The organism is Pantoea sp. PNA 14-12, assembly GCF_004364735.1.
Lineage (GTDB): Bacteria > Pseudomonadota > Gammaproteobacteria > Enterobacterales > Enterobacteriaceae > Pantoea > Pantoea stewartii.
On sequence record NZ_SOAJ01000006.1, the window covers coordinates 85103 to 103081 of the forward strand.

Annotated in this window: 13 protein-coding genes, 1 tRNA gene and 2 other RNA genes; 1 reads left to right on the top strand and 15 read right to left on the bottom strand. The window is 52.1% G+C overall.

The window, feature by feature from the left end; translation table 11 throughout:
- Window positions 1-3: 3 nt before the first annotated feature.
- From bcsB to C7434_RS18985, 15 genes are all read right to left on the bottom strand, one after another.
- Window positions 4-2976 (bottom strand): cellulose biosynthesis cyclic di-GMP-binding regulatory protein BcsB, encoded by a 2973-nt coding sequence (gene bcsB, locus C7434_RS18915; RefSeq protein WP_133745816.1) that lies wholly within the window; start codon window positions 2974-2976, stop codon window positions 4-6.
- Window positions 2973-5081: a UDP-forming cellulose synthase catalytic subunit gene (gene bcsA / locus C7434_RS18920; protein ID WP_133745817.1), complete on the bottom strand. Its 2109-nt coding sequence runs from the start codon at window positions 5079-5081 to the stop codon at window positions 2973-2975. The genes bcsB and bcsA overlap by 4 nt, the downstream gene beginning before the upstream one ends.
- A gap of 53 nt (window positions 5082-5134) precedes the next feature.
- Window positions 5135-5938, bottom strand: coding sequence for a cellulose biosynthesis protein BcsQ (gene bcsQ / locus C7434_RS18925; RefSeq protein ID WP_033737319.1), 804 nt, complete (start codon window positions 5936-5938; stop codon window positions 5135-5137).
- On the bottom strand, window positions 5929-6507 hold the full coding sequence (gene bcsO / locus C7434_RS18930) for a cellulose biosynthesis protein BcsO (protein WP_006121412.1): 579 nt from the start codon (window positions 6505-6507) through the stop codon (window positions 5929-5931). The genes bcsQ and bcsO overlap by 10 nt, the downstream gene beginning before the upstream one ends.
- 594 nt (window positions 6508-7101) lie before the next feature.
- On the bottom strand, window positions 7102-8124 hold the full coding sequence (gene dppF, locus C7434_RS18935) for a dipeptide ABC transporter ATP-binding subunit DppF (protein ID WP_033737317.1): 1023 nt from the start codon (window positions 8122-8124) through the stop codon (window positions 7102-7104).
- Window positions 8114-9100 (bottom strand): dipeptide ABC transporter ATP-binding protein, encoded by a 987-nt coding sequence (gene dppD / locus C7434_RS18940; RefSeq protein WP_006121410.1) that lies wholly within the window; start codon window positions 9098-9100, stop codon window positions 8114-8116. The genes dppF and dppD overlap by 11 nt, the downstream gene beginning before the upstream one ends.
- A gap of 12 nt (window positions 9101-9112) precedes the next feature.
- Complete coding sequence (gene dppC / locus C7434_RS18945; protein ID WP_006121409.1) at window positions 9113-10015, bottom strand: dipeptide ABC transporter permease DppC; 903 nt, start codon at window positions 10013-10015, stop codon at window positions 9113-9115.
- Between the two features lie 9 nt (window positions 10016-10024).
- The gene (gene dppB / locus C7434_RS18950) at window positions 10025-11044 is read right to left on the bottom strand and encodes a dipeptide ABC transporter permease DppB (protein ID WP_033737316.1); all 1020 of its coding nucleotides are present in this window, start codon (window positions 11042-11044) and stop codon (window positions 10025-10027) included.
- Between the two features lie 205 nt (window positions 11045-11249).
- Window positions 11250-12860, bottom strand: coding sequence for a dipeptide ABC transporter periplasmic-binding protein DppA (gene dppA / locus C7434_RS18955; protein WP_006121407.1), 1611 nt, complete (start codon window positions 12858-12860; stop codon window positions 11250-11252).
- Window positions 12861-13759: 899 nt separating this feature from the next.
- Window positions 13760-13888, bottom strand: a non-coding RNA gene (locus C7434_RS18960) — RtT sRNA.
- A 33-nt stretch (window positions 13889-13921) separates the two neighbouring features.
- A non-coding RNA gene (locus tag C7434_RS18965) (RtT sRNA) lies at window positions 13922-14049 on the bottom strand.
- Between the two features lie 33 nt (window positions 14050-14082).
- Window positions 14083-14159 (bottom strand) — tRNA-Pro (locus tag C7434_RS18970).
- Window positions 14160-14284: 125 nt separating this feature from the next.
- On the bottom strand, window positions 14285-15976 hold the full coding sequence (gene eptB / locus C7434_RS18975) for a kdo(2)-lipid A phosphoethanolamine 7''-transferase (protein ID WP_006121406.1): 1692 nt from the start codon (window positions 15974-15976) through the stop codon (window positions 14285-14287).
- A 254-nt stretch (window positions 15977-16230) separates the two neighbouring features.
- Window positions 16231-16659, bottom strand: coding sequence for an organic hydroperoxide resistance protein (locus C7434_RS18980; RefSeq protein WP_006121405.1), 429 nt, complete (start codon window positions 16657-16659; stop codon window positions 16231-16233).
- Between the two features lie 94 nt (window positions 16660-16753).
- Window positions 16754-17218 carry a MarR family transcriptional regulator gene (locus tag C7434_RS18985; RefSeq protein WP_033737315.1) on the bottom strand — a complete coding sequence of 155 codons (465 nt, stop codon included), beginning with the start codon at window positions 17216-17218 and terminating at the stop codon, window positions 16754-16756.
- Window positions 17219-17280: 62 nt separating this feature from the next.
- Here C7434_RS18985 and C7434_RS18990 point away from each other — a divergent pair, with 62 nt between their 5' ends.
- Window positions 17281-17874 carry an HD domain-containing protein gene (locus C7434_RS18990; protein ID WP_006121403.1) on the top strand — a complete coding sequence of 198 codons (594 nt, stop codon included), beginning with the start codon at window positions 17281-17283 and terminating at the stop codon, window positions 17872-17874.
- Window positions 17875-17979 lie beyond the last annotated feature (105 nt).

Below are 17979 nucleotides of genomic sequence, written 5' to 3' on the forward strand. Positions count from 1 at the left end.
CCCTTACTTCTTACCGGCATCGCGATTATCATTTGCCTGCAGTCGACGCGAGGCATGTCGTTTCAACATGGCCCACGCGGCACTGCCCACCACGGCGGAAAACAGCAGCGCAGCCAGCGCCATTAATACCGAGTGCTGGTTGGCATACCATACCACCATCATGTACCACGGCATTTCCCCACTGGGAAACTGCGGCCCAACCCGGAAGCTTCGGATGCCATTCTCATCGGTAATAATGGCAGTATCGCCTCTTACCGCCGCATTAATGCGGGCAGAGCTGAGGTCACCATGTAATCTCAGCAACTGGTCGTCACTGGTAGCAACCGCCATCACGACCAGACGATCCGGGTTCCATGTCGAGCGGTAACTCAGAAAACCACGCCAGGACTCATTCGAAGAGAAATAGCGATCGGCATCCAGTGGTTGACGATACCAGTCACCCATCAGCCAGCTGCGCAGTTTTTCAAGCGTGGTCGGTTCTTTCACACCCAGCGCGCTGCCGTTAGCGTCATAAGGCGAGTTTTCGAGCATTGCCTGATTGAATGCGCTGTTTCCGGTCGTGCTCACGGCCAGTAAATCCGTTTGCTGAACCCGTGCCAGGTTATTGCCGCCGTTTGGCAGACCAAACAACACCTGATTCTGTGCCAGGACAACACCCGTCGCATTTCCCGCGCGAGCGGACAGATTTAACAGCGTGGAAATTTCCGCATCGCTGGGCTGCCCGGGCAGCAGTAGTGTGGTTTGTGAAAAGTCCGCCAGACGGGAAAACGGAAACGAAGCGCCCACAAAATAGGACAGGTTAGGCAACATGCTAAAGTGCCGCGTGTGACTCAGATCGATCCAGGAGTCCTCTTCAATTCGGCTCTTAATATTGTTGTTGAGTAACACGCCGCAGGGCGCATCGGCCTTGGGCTTAATATTAAAATAGAGCGCCAGCTGGTTATCGCCGTAAATCAGATAGGGATCGAGGTTAATCTGGTAATGCTCCTGACGCGCATCGCCACCCAGGCGGTGCCAGACGCTTTCCAGAAGCCCCTCTTTATTGACGGTCAGATTACGCAGGAAAGTTCCGTTCAGGGTGACATTGAGCAGTGAGTTTTTCTCATCAATCCAGGTCTCTGACGGAAAGCGGTAATGCAAATGGAGCGGAACCGTATCCCCATCCCACAAAAACAGATCGGGCGCTGCGCGGAAATTAACCCGCATCGCATCGTGCCAGATACCGGTCGCGGTAAGGCTTTGATCTTTGCGCAACAGCTGACCCAGACGGACAGGATGGAGCGTATTGATCCAGCGAGGCGCATCGTAAGGACTGCGACTGGCAATGGATTGCGGCTTAACCTGTAACATGCTGCCATCGGTAGTCAGGGGCTGGGTTGTCAGACGATTCGCGGCCTGGCGCAACTGATTTTCGTCTGCGCCACTCACCAGCAGCAGCTTATACACCGGATTGCCTGGATTATCGACCATTTGCAGGGTGGGCCCTGAACCGGCAGGAAAGGTCAGTGTGCCAATCTTGTCACCGGGATGACCAAACAAGATGCCGTTTTTTTCCGGCAGCGTACCGCGGACGACCGGGAAGCTGATGCCGCGGTAATCACTTTGAATGCCCAACCAGGATGCCACCAGCACTGCCGCAGTGACCGTGTCGGGTGAGACGCTGTTGGTAAAGGCGAACGTGACATCCGCTGCGGTCATACGTTGCGGGTCAATAAATGGCCGCGGGAAGTTACGCAGGCTGGTACCAATATTTAACTGCTGGCCTTCAAGGCTCAACATCGTTTTGGGCAGAATAGTCACCTGATACTGTTCCGCACTGTCTTTTTCGCACAACAGCTTATCGGCGTCGTTAATTTTAAAACTCAGGTTGTTGTTGGACACGATCATGGCCGCCGGAATGTCCAGCTGGTAATCGCTTTCATCACTGTCGCCCGAACCTAACGGCAGCGTACCGAGCGGTTGGCCGTTTAACATTAACTGCAGAGAGGTATTACGTGCCGCCAGCGCCTGGGAAACGCGCAGCGACAGGTTAAGGCGTGCGTTGGTCACTACCTCATCGCCTGGCAACGTAAACAGGATACCCGATTGCAGTTGACCACCGGTCAGCGTAATCCCCTGTCGCTGCCCCATTTGCGCCACGCTCAGCGTGCTGCTGACGGGCTGATTGAGCATGCTGCTGGCCATCGCGGTCGCCGTAGCCTGACCCGGTGCATAAGGGGTTGCACCCGCCGCCGCTTCCAGGGCCGGTTCTGCGTTATCAAGCCCCGCCGGTGGCGGTACGCTCGACAGCGCGCTGCTGTCATGGGTGACGGTAGCAGGGCTGCTGGCAGACGGCGCAGCGGCTGTCCCGCCATTCGGCATCGCCGATCCGGAAGCCGCCTCATGAGTTGAGGTTGATACCGCAGGGTTCTCTGCCCCGGTGCTGGCTGCTGGGGCTGCGCTGTTATTCAGCCCAGCATTGCTGTCTGACGCTGGGCTGTTGTTTGGTGTGGTATTGCTATCCGGTGCAGTCCTCATGATCGGGGCAGCACTGCTATCTGGCACAGAGCTGTTGTTGATTACTGCGTTGCTGCCAGGTGCGGCGCTGTTGTTGAGGGTGGTATCGCCATCCGTTGCAGTCCTCATGATCGGGGCAGCACTGCTACCTGTCGCAGGGCTGTTGTTGATTACTGCGTTGCTGCCAGGTGCGGCGCTGTTGTTGAGGGTGGTATTACCATCCGCTGCAGTCCTCATGATCGGGGCAGCACTGCTACCTGTCGCAGGGCTGTTGTTGATTACTGCGCTGTTATTCGGCACCGCGCCACTTTCCGGTGCCGCGCTGTTGTTTAACACCGCATTGCTGTCCGTGGTCTGGCCGTTATTTACCGCAGTAAGGCTGGCGTTATTACCGGCAACGGGCGCCTCTGCCGACGCCGGCAGAGCCCACAATGCAGCCGAAAGCGACCCTGCAAGCATCGACTGTATCAACATTCTCATACTGCACTGTCCTCTTTCACCGCCACGTTTTGCGCTCCGCCTTTACGTTTCTCACGGCGATCTAACCAGGTCAGCCAGAACAGTTCGAAAACAGTACGAATAATGGTACCCAAAGAAGTAAGGGGATTATCTTGCTTATATTCAGGCTGAATCCATGCATCCGCTCGCGCCAGTACCACACGCACCAGTTCGCGACGACGCGACAGCGGCATTGCGCCAAAGCTGAGACGAATGCTCTCTTCATCGCCGGAAATTTTGCTTGCCGGGATAGTAATCGTGCCGGATTTCAGCAACAGATCGATCTCTTCAATCGTGTCATGCTCATGACGGTTATCCGGTGCGTCCAGATGCGCGCCTCCCATTGAGAGATCGCTGGTCATAGTGCGCGAGGAAATACCGCTGGCGTAATGAATAATGGCCGGAATTTGCACCTCGATACGAATCGTTTTTCGTACCTGCTTGGTTTCACGCGCGACCGCAATCGCGGCCATTAAAATAATTAAGCTGAAGATCGCCCAGCCTACGTTAAGGGCAATCACGTAAGGATCGACACCAAAATAGTCATGCATCGTCGCACGCACGATACCCGCTACGATGCCAATGCTGAGCAATAGCGCAACGATGACGTGCGGGCGAACAATATGGAAATCGAAGAAGCCCTGATCCAGTACGCCGCCTTTGTCCGTTACGTTAAATTTGCCATGCTTAGGTGACAGCAATGTCAAAATCGTCGGAATCACCAGGTGGAAACACATGACGGTTTCATAAATTTCCCCCCAGAAGGTGTAGCGGAAACGGCCATTCATACGCGAGTTTACCGACAACGACAGCACCAGATGAGGCAGGACATAAGCAAAAATAAGCGATGCTGACGAATGGATAATATTCAGATTGAACAACAGATAAGCCAGCGGCGCGGTCAGGAAGATGACGCGCGGCAGACCAAACTGGAAATGCAGCATGGCATTGAGATAGCAAAGCCGCTGTTGCCACTTTAAGCCACGACCCAAAAGTGGGTTATCGACGCGGAAAATCTGCGTCATTCCGCGGGCCCAGCGGGTACGTTGTATTACGTGCAGGCCCAGACGTTCAGTCGCCAGACCTGCAGCCAGAGGAATGGCCAGAAAGGCCGATCCCCACCCACGACGCTGCATTTTCAACGCCGTATGGGCATCTTCGGTCACCGTTTCGACGGCGAAACCGCCAATCTCTTCCAGCGCAGAACGACGAATGACGGCACAGGAACCGCAGAAGAAAGTCGCGTTCCAGTTGTCATTACCCTGCTGCACCGGACCATAGAACAGCGCACCCTCATTAGGAATACTGCGCGCTGCGCGCAGATTGCGTTCAAACGGATCGGGCGAATAAAAATAGTGCGGCGTCTGTAACAGCGCCAGCTTAGGATCTTTCAGGAACGGGCCCACCGTTGCCTGTAAAAATGTGCGGGTCGCTACGTGGTCGCAGTCAAACACGCAAATCAGTTCACCTTTTGTGATCTTCATTGCGTGATTAAGATTACCGGCTTTGGCATGGCTGTTATCGTCGCGCGTGATGTAGCCCACACCCACGTCGGCCGCGAATACAGCAAACTCCCGGCGTTTTCCATCGTCAAGCAGGTAAACCTTTATCTTGTCACGCGGATAGTCAATACACTGTGCGGCCAGAACAGTGTCACGTACGACATCAAGACTTTCATTATACGTGGGGATATAGACATCAACCGTTGGCCACAGGCTGGTGTCCTCCGGCAGGGGTTCAATCGTTCGCTTTAATGGCCATGTGGTTTGCAGGAAGCCGAGTATAAGGATCAGCCAGACATACAGTTCCGCAATATATAAGCCAATGCCAAGAATCGCTTCGATTTCAGAATTAAAATACAGTGTTTCCGTCGTCCGCCACCATATATAGCGGGATGACATCAGGGCAGAAAGAATAACCAACACTACCGTTATTTTACGGCTTTTACTGAACCCCAATAAAAACACCATACCAATGCTAATCAAGCCAAAAATATACTGTTTTTGACTATCCATCGGCGTGATAATAATCACCGCAGCAACAGGTGCAAGCACCAGCAGCAGCAGGTAAAACCCAAGTTTACCCATGACCCACCCTGAAAGAGCTGTTTTTTTTAACCTGCCGGAGCAGGTCATTACATTTAGTAGTTACCGGTGTTAATTTGCGCCTGAACTTCGCCATTCCCCACCGTGATATTCAGAATACTGGCGACACGCTTGGTGATCAGTTCGATATCAAAGGCAGCAGCAGAGGCAGGGCTGAAATCATAAACGGATTGCTGCGAGGCGTTGGCCTCACCCACACTTTCATCACGATGAATCTGCCCCAGGAGCGTATCGCCCAGCCGTTGCTGAAGAAAAGCGGTCACATCGCGATTGATATTCCGGCGATTGTCGCACTGGTTGAGGACAAAATAGTGACCGTGCCGGCTGTTCAGCGGCTGCCCAATCAGGCGGTTTTCTTCAATATGGGGTAACAGTGACACGGAGGCGGTATCCGCCAACATAACGACCAAATGCATATCGGCTAATGCCCTGATGGCTTTAAGCGCAGGTCCGGGTCCGGGAGGAAAGTCCGCTACCATCACCAGGCCGGGATAGTTCAGTAACGTATCAAGGCCTCGCTTGAGAAAATGCGGGTCTTTAGTCAGATTCTCTTCGAACCGCTCACGCTGGGCTTCGGTAACATTGCCGTAAGGCAGAACAAAAATGTTCCCTCCGGTCGTCAAAATAGACTGGCTCCAGTCAGCCTGCTCTTCTGAGCGAGCAACGAAACCCCGTCCGTCATTCAGGGGAACGCCGAAATGAAGACGCAATGCATTCTGTACATCAAAATCAATTGCCAATACCTTGCTACCCGATCGGGCCAGACTCCAGGCCAGATTGGCTGCCAACGTAGTTTTTCCCACCCCACCTTTGGGCGAGCACACACAAACTAACGGCATAAGGCAATCTTCTCCAGTAACGGTTTTAATAACGTTTCTTTAGGTAAATTCTCTGACGCGCTGTTACGCGCACGGAACAGATCGCTGAAGCGACCGTTCTCTGCTTCAGGACGTGCCGGGATTGAGGGGGCAGTGTCAGGTGCCGTTACCGGCGCATGCGTCTTCTGTACAGCGACCCCGGCCTGAGGCGTTGCTGAGGATGTCGGGAACAGGGAAGAGGAAGCGTGTGAAGCAGGCTCAGTCACGTCAGGAAGCGGCTCGCTGGCTGACAGGCTGTTTATGAGGGAACGGGAAGAGGCAGATGCAGGCGTCGACACCTGCGCGCTCTGAGTTAACGCTGAACCCATGTCCAGACTAAACTCATCACCCTGAATCGGTTGTGGCTGGGGTAAATCAATACGCTGGCCACCACTAAACGGCATTTGCTGATCGTCACTCGCCAGTTGACGAATGAGAGACCATTTACTTTTCTCCGCCGCTTCCTGCGATTGGCCTGACATATCCTGAAAGGCGATATCGAGCGTTTTTGTCTTTTCCTTAAAACGCTGTAAGTCGTCGTAATTCTTCATACACCACAACCTAAAACATAGGGAGGATTTTTCCAGGAATATATCATAATAATTTGAACACAGTGAGATAATTCTGATTACAAAACCAACAGATTCAATAAGAAAGCTTAATGCTAATTAGTTGTGTTTAGCAAAAAATGAGCACTAACTCACATATATTTCGTAAAATTATTGAGACAGCCTTAAGTAAAATATCAGCCTCAATGATTAACATCTAAGTATCTACTAACCCGGGGAGCATGGCTAACACAACTCCTTGTATTGGAAAGCAAAAAAAAAGCTGTCTCGTGTACTGTCGTTTTTACAGCATTCAGACGTTGGTGCTTAAGGGTTGTGAGAATATTGAATTATGGTTGGTAAAGTATTACTACGCGAATGCGTGGCCAACAAAACCTGTATTCTTCAAATCCGGCGGCACGTCACATCCCAGGATTTATGAATGCCGCGAACGGGCAGAGGAAGAACATGCCACTAACCAGCGGTGCATTTTGGCGATGAGTGACGCCAGGAAGGTAACGACAGCGTTGCGGGCTTCTACAGTCAAGCGGAATCACCTGTCGTTTACCTACAAGGATTCCGCCTGACAGGACATCTCTAGCGCGTCACATCACCTGACGCAATCAGTTGGTTTTCATCCTGATCAACCGCAAAACAGGCTATCTGCTGCTCACCGTACTGCTTCAGTTTCGGCTGCAACTGAACACAGGTGCCAAAACGGCGACGGCAGCGCGCATTGAACGCGCAACCCGGAGGCGGATTGAGCGGGCTGGGGAGTTCACCGGTCAGCTTGATACGTTCACGACGATCGTCAGGATTCAGACGTGGCGTGGCCGACAGAAGCGCCTGGGTGTAAGGATGGCGGGGATGAGCAAAAATCGCCTCTTTACTGCCCTTTTCAACGCAGCGTCCCAGGTACATCACCATCACGTCATCTGCAATGTGTTCAACCACCGACAGATCGTGAGAGATGAAGACATAAGACAGCCCCATGTCTTGCTGCAGATCCATCATCAGGTTAAGCACCTGCGCACGCACTGACACGTCCAACGCCGAAACCGGTTCATCTGCGATTAAGACATCCGGATCGAGCATCAGGCCACGCGCAATCGCAATACGCTGACGTTGTCCTCCGGAAAACATATGGGGATAACGGTCATAGTGCTCGGTTTTCAGACCGACTTTGGCCATCATTTCCAGCGTTTTTTCACGCCGCTCGGCTTTAGTGAGCGAAGTGTTAATGATCAGCGGCTCTTCCAGAATCTGGCTGACTTTTTTACGCGGGTTTAGCGAACCATAGGGATTTTGAAACACGATCTGAATTTTCTGTCGACGCAGCTTTTGCGCCTGCGGATCGTGTTTTAATAAATCCTGACCATGCCAGTAAAGCTGCCCTTCCGTCGGCGTTTCAATCATAGTCAGTAAACGGCCTAACGTGGATTTGCCGCAGCCTGACTCCCCCACCACGGCCAGTGTTTTTCCGCGCTCCAGGTTAAAAGAGACACCATCCAGCGCTTTGACCAGCCGCTCCTGACCAAATAAGCCTTTTTTCACCGGATAGTGTTTTTTCAGGTCAATAGCCTGCAGCAGATAGTCGTGCTTCGTTTTCTCAGGACTCATAGGTTGGTCTCCCGGCATCGTCCAGCGGATAGTGACATTTGGACTGACGTCCCGGAATCGTCCGCAGTTCAGGTTCTTCTTTACGGCAGCGATCGTTAGCATAAGGGCAGCGTGGATTCAGCAGACAGCCCATTGGACGATCGTATTTGCCTGGCACCACCCCCGGCAATGAGGCCAGGCGTGCTTTATCGGCCGCGAATTCTGGCAGCGCACGCAATAACGCCTGCGTGTAAGGATGACGGGGGGCTTTAAAGATATCGGACGCTTTGCCGCTCTCTACTACCTGGCCGGCATACATCACAATGATATGGTGGGCCGCTTCTGCCACCAGTGCCAGGTCGTGTGTGATCAGGATCAGCGCCATGTTTTCCTGCTTTTGCAGGTCCAGCAGCAGTTCAATGATCTGCGCCTGAATCGTTACGTCCAGCGCGGTCGTCGGTTCATCGGCAATCAGCAGCTTTGGACGACAGGCGATCGCCATCGCGATCATCACGCGCTGGCTCATCCCACCAGACAGTTGATGCGGATACACATCCAGCCGCGAGGCCGGATCGGGAATCCCCACCTGATTCAGTAGATCAATCGCCCGCTGGCGGCGGGTACTTTTATTACCGCCCTGATGGACCTTAATGGCTTCCATGATTTGGTAACCCACGGTATAGCAGGGGTTCAGGCTGGTCATCGGGTCCTGAAAAATCATGGCCACTTCGGCGCCCACCAGCTGACGGCGCTCTTTTTCAGAGATACGCTTTAGATCGCGTTGGTTGAATTCGAGCTTTTCCGCCATCACCTTACCGGGGAAATCGATCAACCCCATGATAGCCAGAGAACTGACGGATTTACCCGAACCCGACTCACCGACAATGCCCACCACCTGGCCCTGTTCAACCTGATAACTGATGCGGTCTACTGCGCGGAACGGTGCCTTATCGTCGCCGAAATGCACCGATAACTTATCTACATTTAATAACGCCATCTCGGTGCCTCTTTACTGCTTGAGTTTCGGGTCGAGTGCATCACGCAAACCATCGCCCATCAGGTTAAATGCCAGCACGGTCAGCAGAATGACTAATCCGGGGAACGTCACCACCCACCAGGCACTTTGCGCGTACTGCAATACGTCGGAGAGCATAGTGCCCCACTCCGGCGTTGGCGGTTGCGCACCCATACCGAGAAAGCCCAACGCCGCCATATCAAGAATGGCGTTGGAAAACCCTAACGAGGCCTGAACAATTAACGGGGCCAGGCAGTTAGGCAGAATGTTCACAAACATCTGACGCAGCATACCGGCACCGGCGACACCTGAGGCCGTCACATAGTCACGATTGACCTCAACCAGTACCGCCGCGCGTGTCAGACGGATATAGTGCGGCAGCGCGACAAAGGTCAGAGCAATAGAAGCATTGACGATCGACGGACCAAAAATGGCGACCAGAACAAGGGCTAACAGCAGGCTAGGCAGCGCCAGCATAATGTCGACCAGACGCATAATCGTGGCATCAACCGCTCCACCGATATAGCCCGCCAGCAGGCCGAAAATCACGCCAAAAATCAGCGACAACACAACGACCATGCAGCCCACCAGCAAGGAAAGGCGCGCGCCGTACATCAAACGCGAGAGGATATCGCGTCCCACATCGTCGGTGCCCAGGATATAGCTCCAGCTTCCTCCCTCCTGCCACACAGGTGGATGCAGCAGGGCATCACGGAACTGCTCCGCCGGGCCGTGCGGTGCCAGCACCTCGGCAAAAATGGCAATCAACAGCATCAGAATGATGTAAACCAGCCCGATAACCGCACCTTTGTTACGTTTAAAGTAGTGCCAGAACTCCTGAATCGGGGTCATCGGCTTAGGTGCGACATTCACACTCGCGGGATCAACGACAGACATGATGCCCCCTTATTTCTTATGACGTATGCGCGGGTTCACCACGCCATACAGCAGATCAACCAACAGGTTGACCAGGATAATCAGGATGGCCGTCAGCAGCACACCGCCCTGCACGACCGGATAATCACGGCGTTGCAGCGCTTCGATCAGCCAGCGCCCCAAACCCGGCCAGGAGAAGATGGTTTCGGTCAGGATGGCCCCTGCCAGCAAGGTGCCCACCTGCAAACCGATGACCGTCACAACCGGCAACATCGCATTACGCAGAGCGTGAACGACGATAACGCGCATACGCGTCAGGCCTTTCGCCCGGGCGGTGCGGATATAGTCTTCACCCAGCACTTCCAGCATAGAGGAGCGCGTCATGCGCACGATGACGGCCAGCGGAATGGTGCCCAGCACAATCGCGGGCAGAATCATATGCATGACGGCATCTTTGAAGTCGCCAGGCTCGCCCCAGATGAACGTGTCAATCAGCATAAAACCGGTCAACGGATGGCTGTCGTCCAGAAACACCGTATCTGCCACGCGACCTGAAACCGGTGTGAGATTGAGCTGGACCGACACCAGCATAATCAACATGATGCCCCACCAGAAAATCGGCATCGAGTAGCCGGTCAGGGAAATCCCGACCGCGGTGTGATCGAATACAGAACCACGTTTTACTGCGGCCAGAACGCCAACCGGAATCCCCACGGCGACGGCAAACATCATGGCGCAGATCCCCAGTTCCAGGGTGGCTTTAAAGCGCGGGACGAATTCAGTCCATACAGGAATGCGGCTCTTCAGTGAAATACCTAAATCACCGTGCAGCACACCGTTGATATAGTGCAGATACTGTTTCCACAGCGGCTGATCGAGCCCCATCATCGCCATTAACTCAGCATGGCGCTCGGGGGAGATACCGCGCTCACCTGCCATGATCAGCACCGGATCGCCCGGGATCATATGCACAAACGCGAAGGTCAATAATGTAATACCGATGAACGTTGGGATGACAAGCCCCAGACGCCGGAGTATGAACTGCAGCATAGGCGTAATTCTCAGTCGTTTTCCTCTGGCCCTGGCCAGAGATAACATTGCTCATTAACCGCATCCCGCGACAGCAGAACGCGACGCAGGAAGCGCTTCTTTTTGTAAAAGTAATTAGCCGGAAAAAAAAGAGCAGATAACAGGCGACCTGACACGGTCGCCTGAGGGCCGTTAAAACCGGCCCTGACTGCAGTAATCCGAAAGGTTATTCCTGAATATCGACGGTATCGAAGTGATGTTTACCTAATGGATCAACGACATAACCAGTAACTTTCTTGCTTACAGGCTCATAAACGGTTGAGTGAGCGATGATCAGCGCAGGCGCCTGGTCATGCATGACAACCTGAGCCTGCTTGTAGTACTCAATACGTTTGTTGTGATCGGATTCCGCACGTGCTGGCTGAATCAAATCTTCAAACGGCTTGTAGCACCAGCGCGAATAGTTAGAGCCGTCTTTCGCCGCCGCACAGCTGAACAGCGTTGCGAAGAAGTTATCGGGATCCCCATTATCGCCAGTCCAGCCCATCATGACCGTCTGGTGCTCACCCGCTTTGGCACGTTTCAGGTACTCGCCCCATTCATAGGTGACAATCTTGGCTTTCACGCCAATTTTCGCCCAGTCAGCCTGAATCATCTCTGCCATACGGCGCGCGTTCGGGTTATAAGGACGCTGAACCGGCATTGCCCACAGATCGATAGAGAAACCATCCGGCATACCGGCTTCTTTCAGCAACGCTTTGGCTTTCTCTGGATCGTAGGCATAGTCTTTAACATCGTTGTTATAGCTCCACATTGTCGGTGGAATCAGGTTTTTCGCTGGCTGGCCGGCGCCCTGATAAACCGCATCAATGATGGCTTTCTTGTTTACCGCCATGGTCAGTGCCTGACGCACTTTCACGTTATCCAGCGGTTTTTTCTCGGTGTTGAATGACAGGTAACCGACGTTCAGACCTGGCTGCTCCATCAGGTTAATTTTGCTGTCTTTCTTCATGCTGGCGATATCAGCCGGATTCGGATACGGCATGATCTGACATTCGCCTTTCTGCAGCTTGGCGTAACGTACTGACGCATCGGGGGTAATCGAGAAAACCAGACGATCGATTTTTGGCTTGGTTCCCCAGTAATCCGGGTTGGCTTTGTACAGGATACGTGAGTCTTTCTGGTACTGCTGAAGCACAAACGGCCCGGTGCCCACTGGATTCAGGTCAATTTTTTCAGGCGTGCCGGCTTTCAGCATGTTGTCAGCGTATTCTTTGGACATGATGGAGGCGAAATCCATGCCCAGATCAGCCAGGAAAGGCGCTTCAGGACGCGTCAGCACAAAGCGAACGGTATGATCGTCTACTTTTTCGATTTTGCTGATCAGCTTTGGCATATCCATACCTTCAAAGTACTCGTAGCTGCCGCCAGAGACGTTGTGGTATTTGTTGTTTTTGTCTAACTGACGCTCAAAAGAAAACACGACGTCATCCGCGTTAAATTCACGCGTAGGTTTGAAATCTTTAGTCGTTTGCCATTTTACGCCGTTGCGCAAATGGAAGGTATACGTTTTACCGTCAGCACTGACGTCCCACTTTTCAGCCAGTCCAGGTACCAGTTCGGTCGTACCCGTTTTGAATTCAACCAGACGGTTATAGATTGGAACAGAGCTGGCATCGTACGTCGTACCCGACGTAAAGAGTTGCGGGTTAAACCCTTCCGGAGAACCTTCAGAACAATAAACCAGGGTTTTCGCCTGAACACCTGCGGCTACGGTCATGGCGACGAGGCTCAGACCGACCTTCAGCATCCTGGATTTGGCCAGGGAGTTGATCATGCTTTTGCTCCATTGTGATGTGTTGTTGTGTGCATTGCCCGACCTCTGGTTTTTTTATGCGGTTCAGGCGGTCCACCCTGAGCGGGTGATAAGAGTGAGATATTTTTGTTTTGATAATGCTGATTGATAAGTACCCATCAGAAAAATCTGTATCTGCACCGTTATTGACGCATCAATTTGTCAACAGTTGCAAAGAACGTCAATACAACGGTTAGTTATTTACACAGAGTGTGAGGAATAGCAAGCAACGATAAAAAAAACCCTGCGCGCGCTAACGCCCTATATTGCACAGTGGCGTGGCTTTATTTCCGCGCATTCTGCTACCACAGTCATCGTTAAGCAGTCATTACCACTAAATAAAATCGTACATCATTTAGCGCCAAATGTTGGATATCTGAACGATTCCCTGTGCGTTATGACGTTCATACAGCGGAAAATGCTGATATTTTCTCGCAAAAATTTAACATTTTGCTTTTTTACAGCATAACCAAAACTTATATTTCGCCTGCCAGCATCCCTCAGACAACAAGGCCTGCATCGCCTTGAGACGGCAAAATAGCGGTCTGCCATGAAATTGCGCTGCAAGGATGTGTTATTGGTTTTTCACAAAATTACTGACATGAGATTTTCTAATAACAAACCCATAAAGGCTTGCTGTGAGGACGTAATTTTCACAACACGTCATAAGCTCCGTCACAAACACAGGTGACGATGACTATGTCAGGCCGCAGCAAAAAAGCTGTTTTATCATTGGGTTAAAAACTAAACAGAAAGAGTAAAGAAGGCACCCTTTATTAACGAAACCCTACGCATACACGGCGCAAGCTGCCTTCGGCAGTTCTCACCCGCTTTTATTCAGGCGAAAAAAAACCTGTCTTTGCAGAAAGGTTTCTTAAACAGGGTCGGCGAGAGAGGATTAGGCTTACTGCGTAAGGCCCCCTTCGGGCCGTTGCGTTCGCAACGTTGTCTCGCTTCGCCCGGCGCAAACCTCCTCCGGAGGTTCTCATCCTCTTTTATTCAGGCGAAAAAAAACCTGTCTTTACAGACAGGTTTCTTAAACAGGGTCGGCGAGAGAGGATTAGGCTTACTGCGTAAGCCCCCTTCGGGCCGTTGCGTTCGCAATGTTGTCTCGCTTCGCCCGGCGCAAACCGCCTCCGGAGGTTCTCATCCTCTTTTATTCAGGCGAAAAAAAACCTGTCTTTGCAGACAGGTTTCTTAAATATGGTCGGCGAGAGAGGATTCGAACCTCCGACCCACTGGTCCCAAACCAGTTGCGCTACCAAGCTGCGCTACTCGCCGATGGGGGCGCATGTTACTGCTCCCCCTGATAAGCGTCAACCGCTTTTTGCGCTTTTAAGGCCAATCGCCTGGAAAGCAGGCGATCAGCGGCTTCTCGGCGTTATCAATCCAAAATCCCTGTGTGATTACAGCGCTTTAGTCGCCGTTCTGGCTGGCGCCTGACACCAGTTGTTCGCCTGCTTAATTCCACCATCGGGCGAGGTATAACCCAGGCAGCCCAGAATCGTATCAAACAGCTCAACATGACGATGGGTTTTGCCCGTACGCTGTTGCGCCTGCAGTCGTTCAAAGTTTTCGCGATTCGTAGAGTCCGCCAGGTATTTGTCCGATGCCCAGACCATCATCGGCACGCGGAACTGCTCTGGTGGTGCCATCTCACGCGGCGTGCCGTGCAAATGCATATTGTCGCTAATCGATTCACCATGATCAGAGGCATAGAAAACAATCGCTTTCTTATCACGCAGCTGATCCAATACGCTGTCCAGCATGCTGTCGACGTAGAGTACCGAATTATCATAGGCATTAATCAACTGCGCTTTGCTACAGGTTTCATCCACGCCCATGCATTCAGGCTGGTAACGCGCAAAACTGCGCGGATACCGTTGCGAATAGAGGTAATGGGAACCTTTGGTATGCAACACAACCAGATGCTTACCTTTTGGATAACGCTGCAATGATGCCTGCAGCTCAGGTACAAGCAGCATATCATCCACTGACTTGCCCTGATTGCGTGGTTCTGAACCGATCTGCTCACGGAAAGAGAAGTTATTAGCGTTGATGTTATCGTAGAACCAGACTTCACTCTGCATCGCAAACAGCTCTGAGGTGAAGCCTAGCTCTTTCATTACCGCGAAAACATTTTGCTCTTTTAACGTCCGGCCAGGATTATCCATGGTGCCGCCTTCACGTACAAACATACAACGTAAAGACAGCTTGGTCGCGGTATCACAGGATTCACCGCGGAATGCGACCAGATTTTTCTCCTGAGAAAGCTTCGGCGTGGTATTACGCTCGTAGCCCAGCAATCCCATATGGTCCCAGCGCGTGGTTTCGCCGATAACAAATACAACGTAAGTATCATCTAAGCCCGGCGGCGCAACATAGGTAAACTTTTGGGCAGGATCCAGCAGTTCATGGTTTTCCAGCGTTTCGTCGACTTTCGTCCAGGTAAACAGGCCCAGCGCGGCCAGCCAGTTAGAGGGTAAATAGGAGTGCGCAACTACGCCGCCATAACTGGGCAGATCGATATTGGTCACTTCCTCATTGTTTTTTTGCAACTTATCAAGGTAGCGGATGGGCAGCCAGACGAGGGCGACGCAAGCCAGCAGGATAAGCGTCGGCTTAAGACGCTGTCCTGGTGTGCGCAGTTGCTCATTGAGCGTCATGCTAAGACTGTTACGCCAGATGAAGAACAACGGCAGCGCACTGGCCAGGACCATCCACAAAATGAAGTGATAGCCCACGACCTCTTTAGACAGATCGGTATCGGTTGTCATCACGGATGCAACAATGCCATAGCCGATAACCACATTAAAAAAGGCCATGTAATAGGCGGCGGCGACAGAAATCAGCACGATCAACGTGGCCAGAATACGGTAAAACACTCTTCCACCCAGCGATAACAGCCGCATCAGGAAAAACGTTAACAGTACGATAGCCACAACCTCTGTAAGCGCGGTGAGCCAGGCTGTCACGGTTGAGGTTGTCAACAGTCCCGCAAAGCGGCGATAAAAAATCGGCAAATTCAGCAGTATACCGAGATACAAAGCCAGCAAGAGCGACAGCTTTTGCTGTGTTAATGATTTTATATAATTCATGAAAAATGGAGTTTCCCCGGACTAAGCGCTTAACCAAACGTTAATCTGACTGCCATATTTCTGCAGAGTTCGCGAATTAAGCAAGCCGGTTAAATAAGAAGAGAATTCTGAGCGTTTTGACATGCCCTGATATAAAGCGGCACAGTTAAGCACGCGGCCACGCTATAAACCAGAAAATAATCCTGTTCAGCACGATCCGGGAAGTGGGCCAGAAGAGAAAGTAAGGAAGGGCCCGGAACCAGGCCCTTGATCGCTTAGCGAATAATGTTCAGTGTTACGTCAATATTGTTACGTGTGGCATTTGAGTAAGGACACACGATGTGCGCGGCGTCAACCAGCTTCTGTGCTTCTGCTTCATCCATGTCAGGCAAGTGGATATTCAGCGTCGCTTCGATACCAAAACCATTTGGGATTGGACCAATTCCGACTTCACCTTCAATCCATGCATCTTTTGGCATCGCAATCTTGTCGCGGCCAGCAACAAATTTCATCGCACCCAGGAAGCAAGCTGAGTATCCCGCTGCAAAAAGCTGCTCTGGGTTAGTGACTTCGCCACCTGCGCCGCCCATCTCTTTTGGCACACCCAGTTTGACATCCAGCACGCCGTCAGAAGACGTTGCGCGGCCATCACGACCACCGGTAGCTTTAGCTTTTGCACGGTAAACCACTTGTTCTAAAGACATCGCTTTTCTCCATTGCACTATTTAATCGCTCGCTACTCATCACAACGTAGTCGAACAGTGAAGGTTAATTTACTGCCTGTACTCATTAGAAAATTTAGCGCGGAGCCATCAGTTTGTCACGTAACTGGTTGAGCTGTAGCTTAAGCGCATACATCTCGTCCTCGCTACAGTCTGACGCACACTGAATGTCATCAGGAATACTTTCAGCCTGCTGACGTAAAGCCCACCCGGCATCCGTTAAGCTGACCACCACCTGACGTTCATCCTGACGGGAACGCTGACGGTTGATTAAGCCCGCATTTTCCAGACGTTTCAACAGCGGCGTCAGCGTCGCTGAATCCAGAAAAAGCCGTTCGCCTATTTCTGACACCGTGAGTGAATCCTGTTGCCACAGCACCAGCATGACCAGATATTGCGGATAGGTAATATCCATCTGGCTAAGTAACTTGCGATAGACTTTATGCATCGCCAGATTGGCGGAATAAAGTGCGAAGCAAAGTTGCTGATCGAGCAACAGTGGCGCTGCTTTCACTTTTTTGTCATCTTGATAACTGTTCATGGAAGTAATATAGATAGCACACTAGTTAATTGCAAGCAATTTATGACAGCCGGGGGTAGTGCATGCAGGATTCTTTGGAAGAACAGGCACGACGCTATGCCACGCAGGTCCATGCTGAATCAGGACAGCGGCGTAAATATACCGATGAGCCCTATATTGTTCATCCGACAGCCGTGGTGGAGTTGGTCAGAAGCGTAACCGATGACCCGGTTATGCTGGCCGCTGCCTGGCTGCACGATACTGTAGAAGATACGGCGACGACACTCAACGATATTGAAAATCATTTCGGCCCGGAAGTGGCCCGACTGGTTGAAATGCTGACCGATACCGCGCCCACGCAGGCAAAAAATCGGGCTGCCAGAAAAATGGCGCATTTCCGTCATACTGCCCAGGCCAGTCCTGAAGCGCAAACTATTAAGCTGGCCGATATTATTGATAACACACGGGCCATCGTCCGCTTCGATCCGCACTTCGCCCGCGTTTACCTGATTGAAAAGAAAATTCAGATTGGCCTGCTCAAAGAAGGCAGTGAAGTACTCTGGCATCAGGCCTCGACAAATATTGAAAAGGGCATTGCACAGCTAAGTCAGGCACCGTACAGCGTGCCCGAGAACTGGTTTATAAAGCAGGCAGCGCGGTACGGCGGGTTACGTTGACGCTGACTGAGTATCTTTCTCACAGCAGGTAAACGCCAGCCATAGTCGAATCTGAACGCAGCGCTGGCTGTTCCGGTTCCCGAAATGCGTCACCGGGCCTGTCGT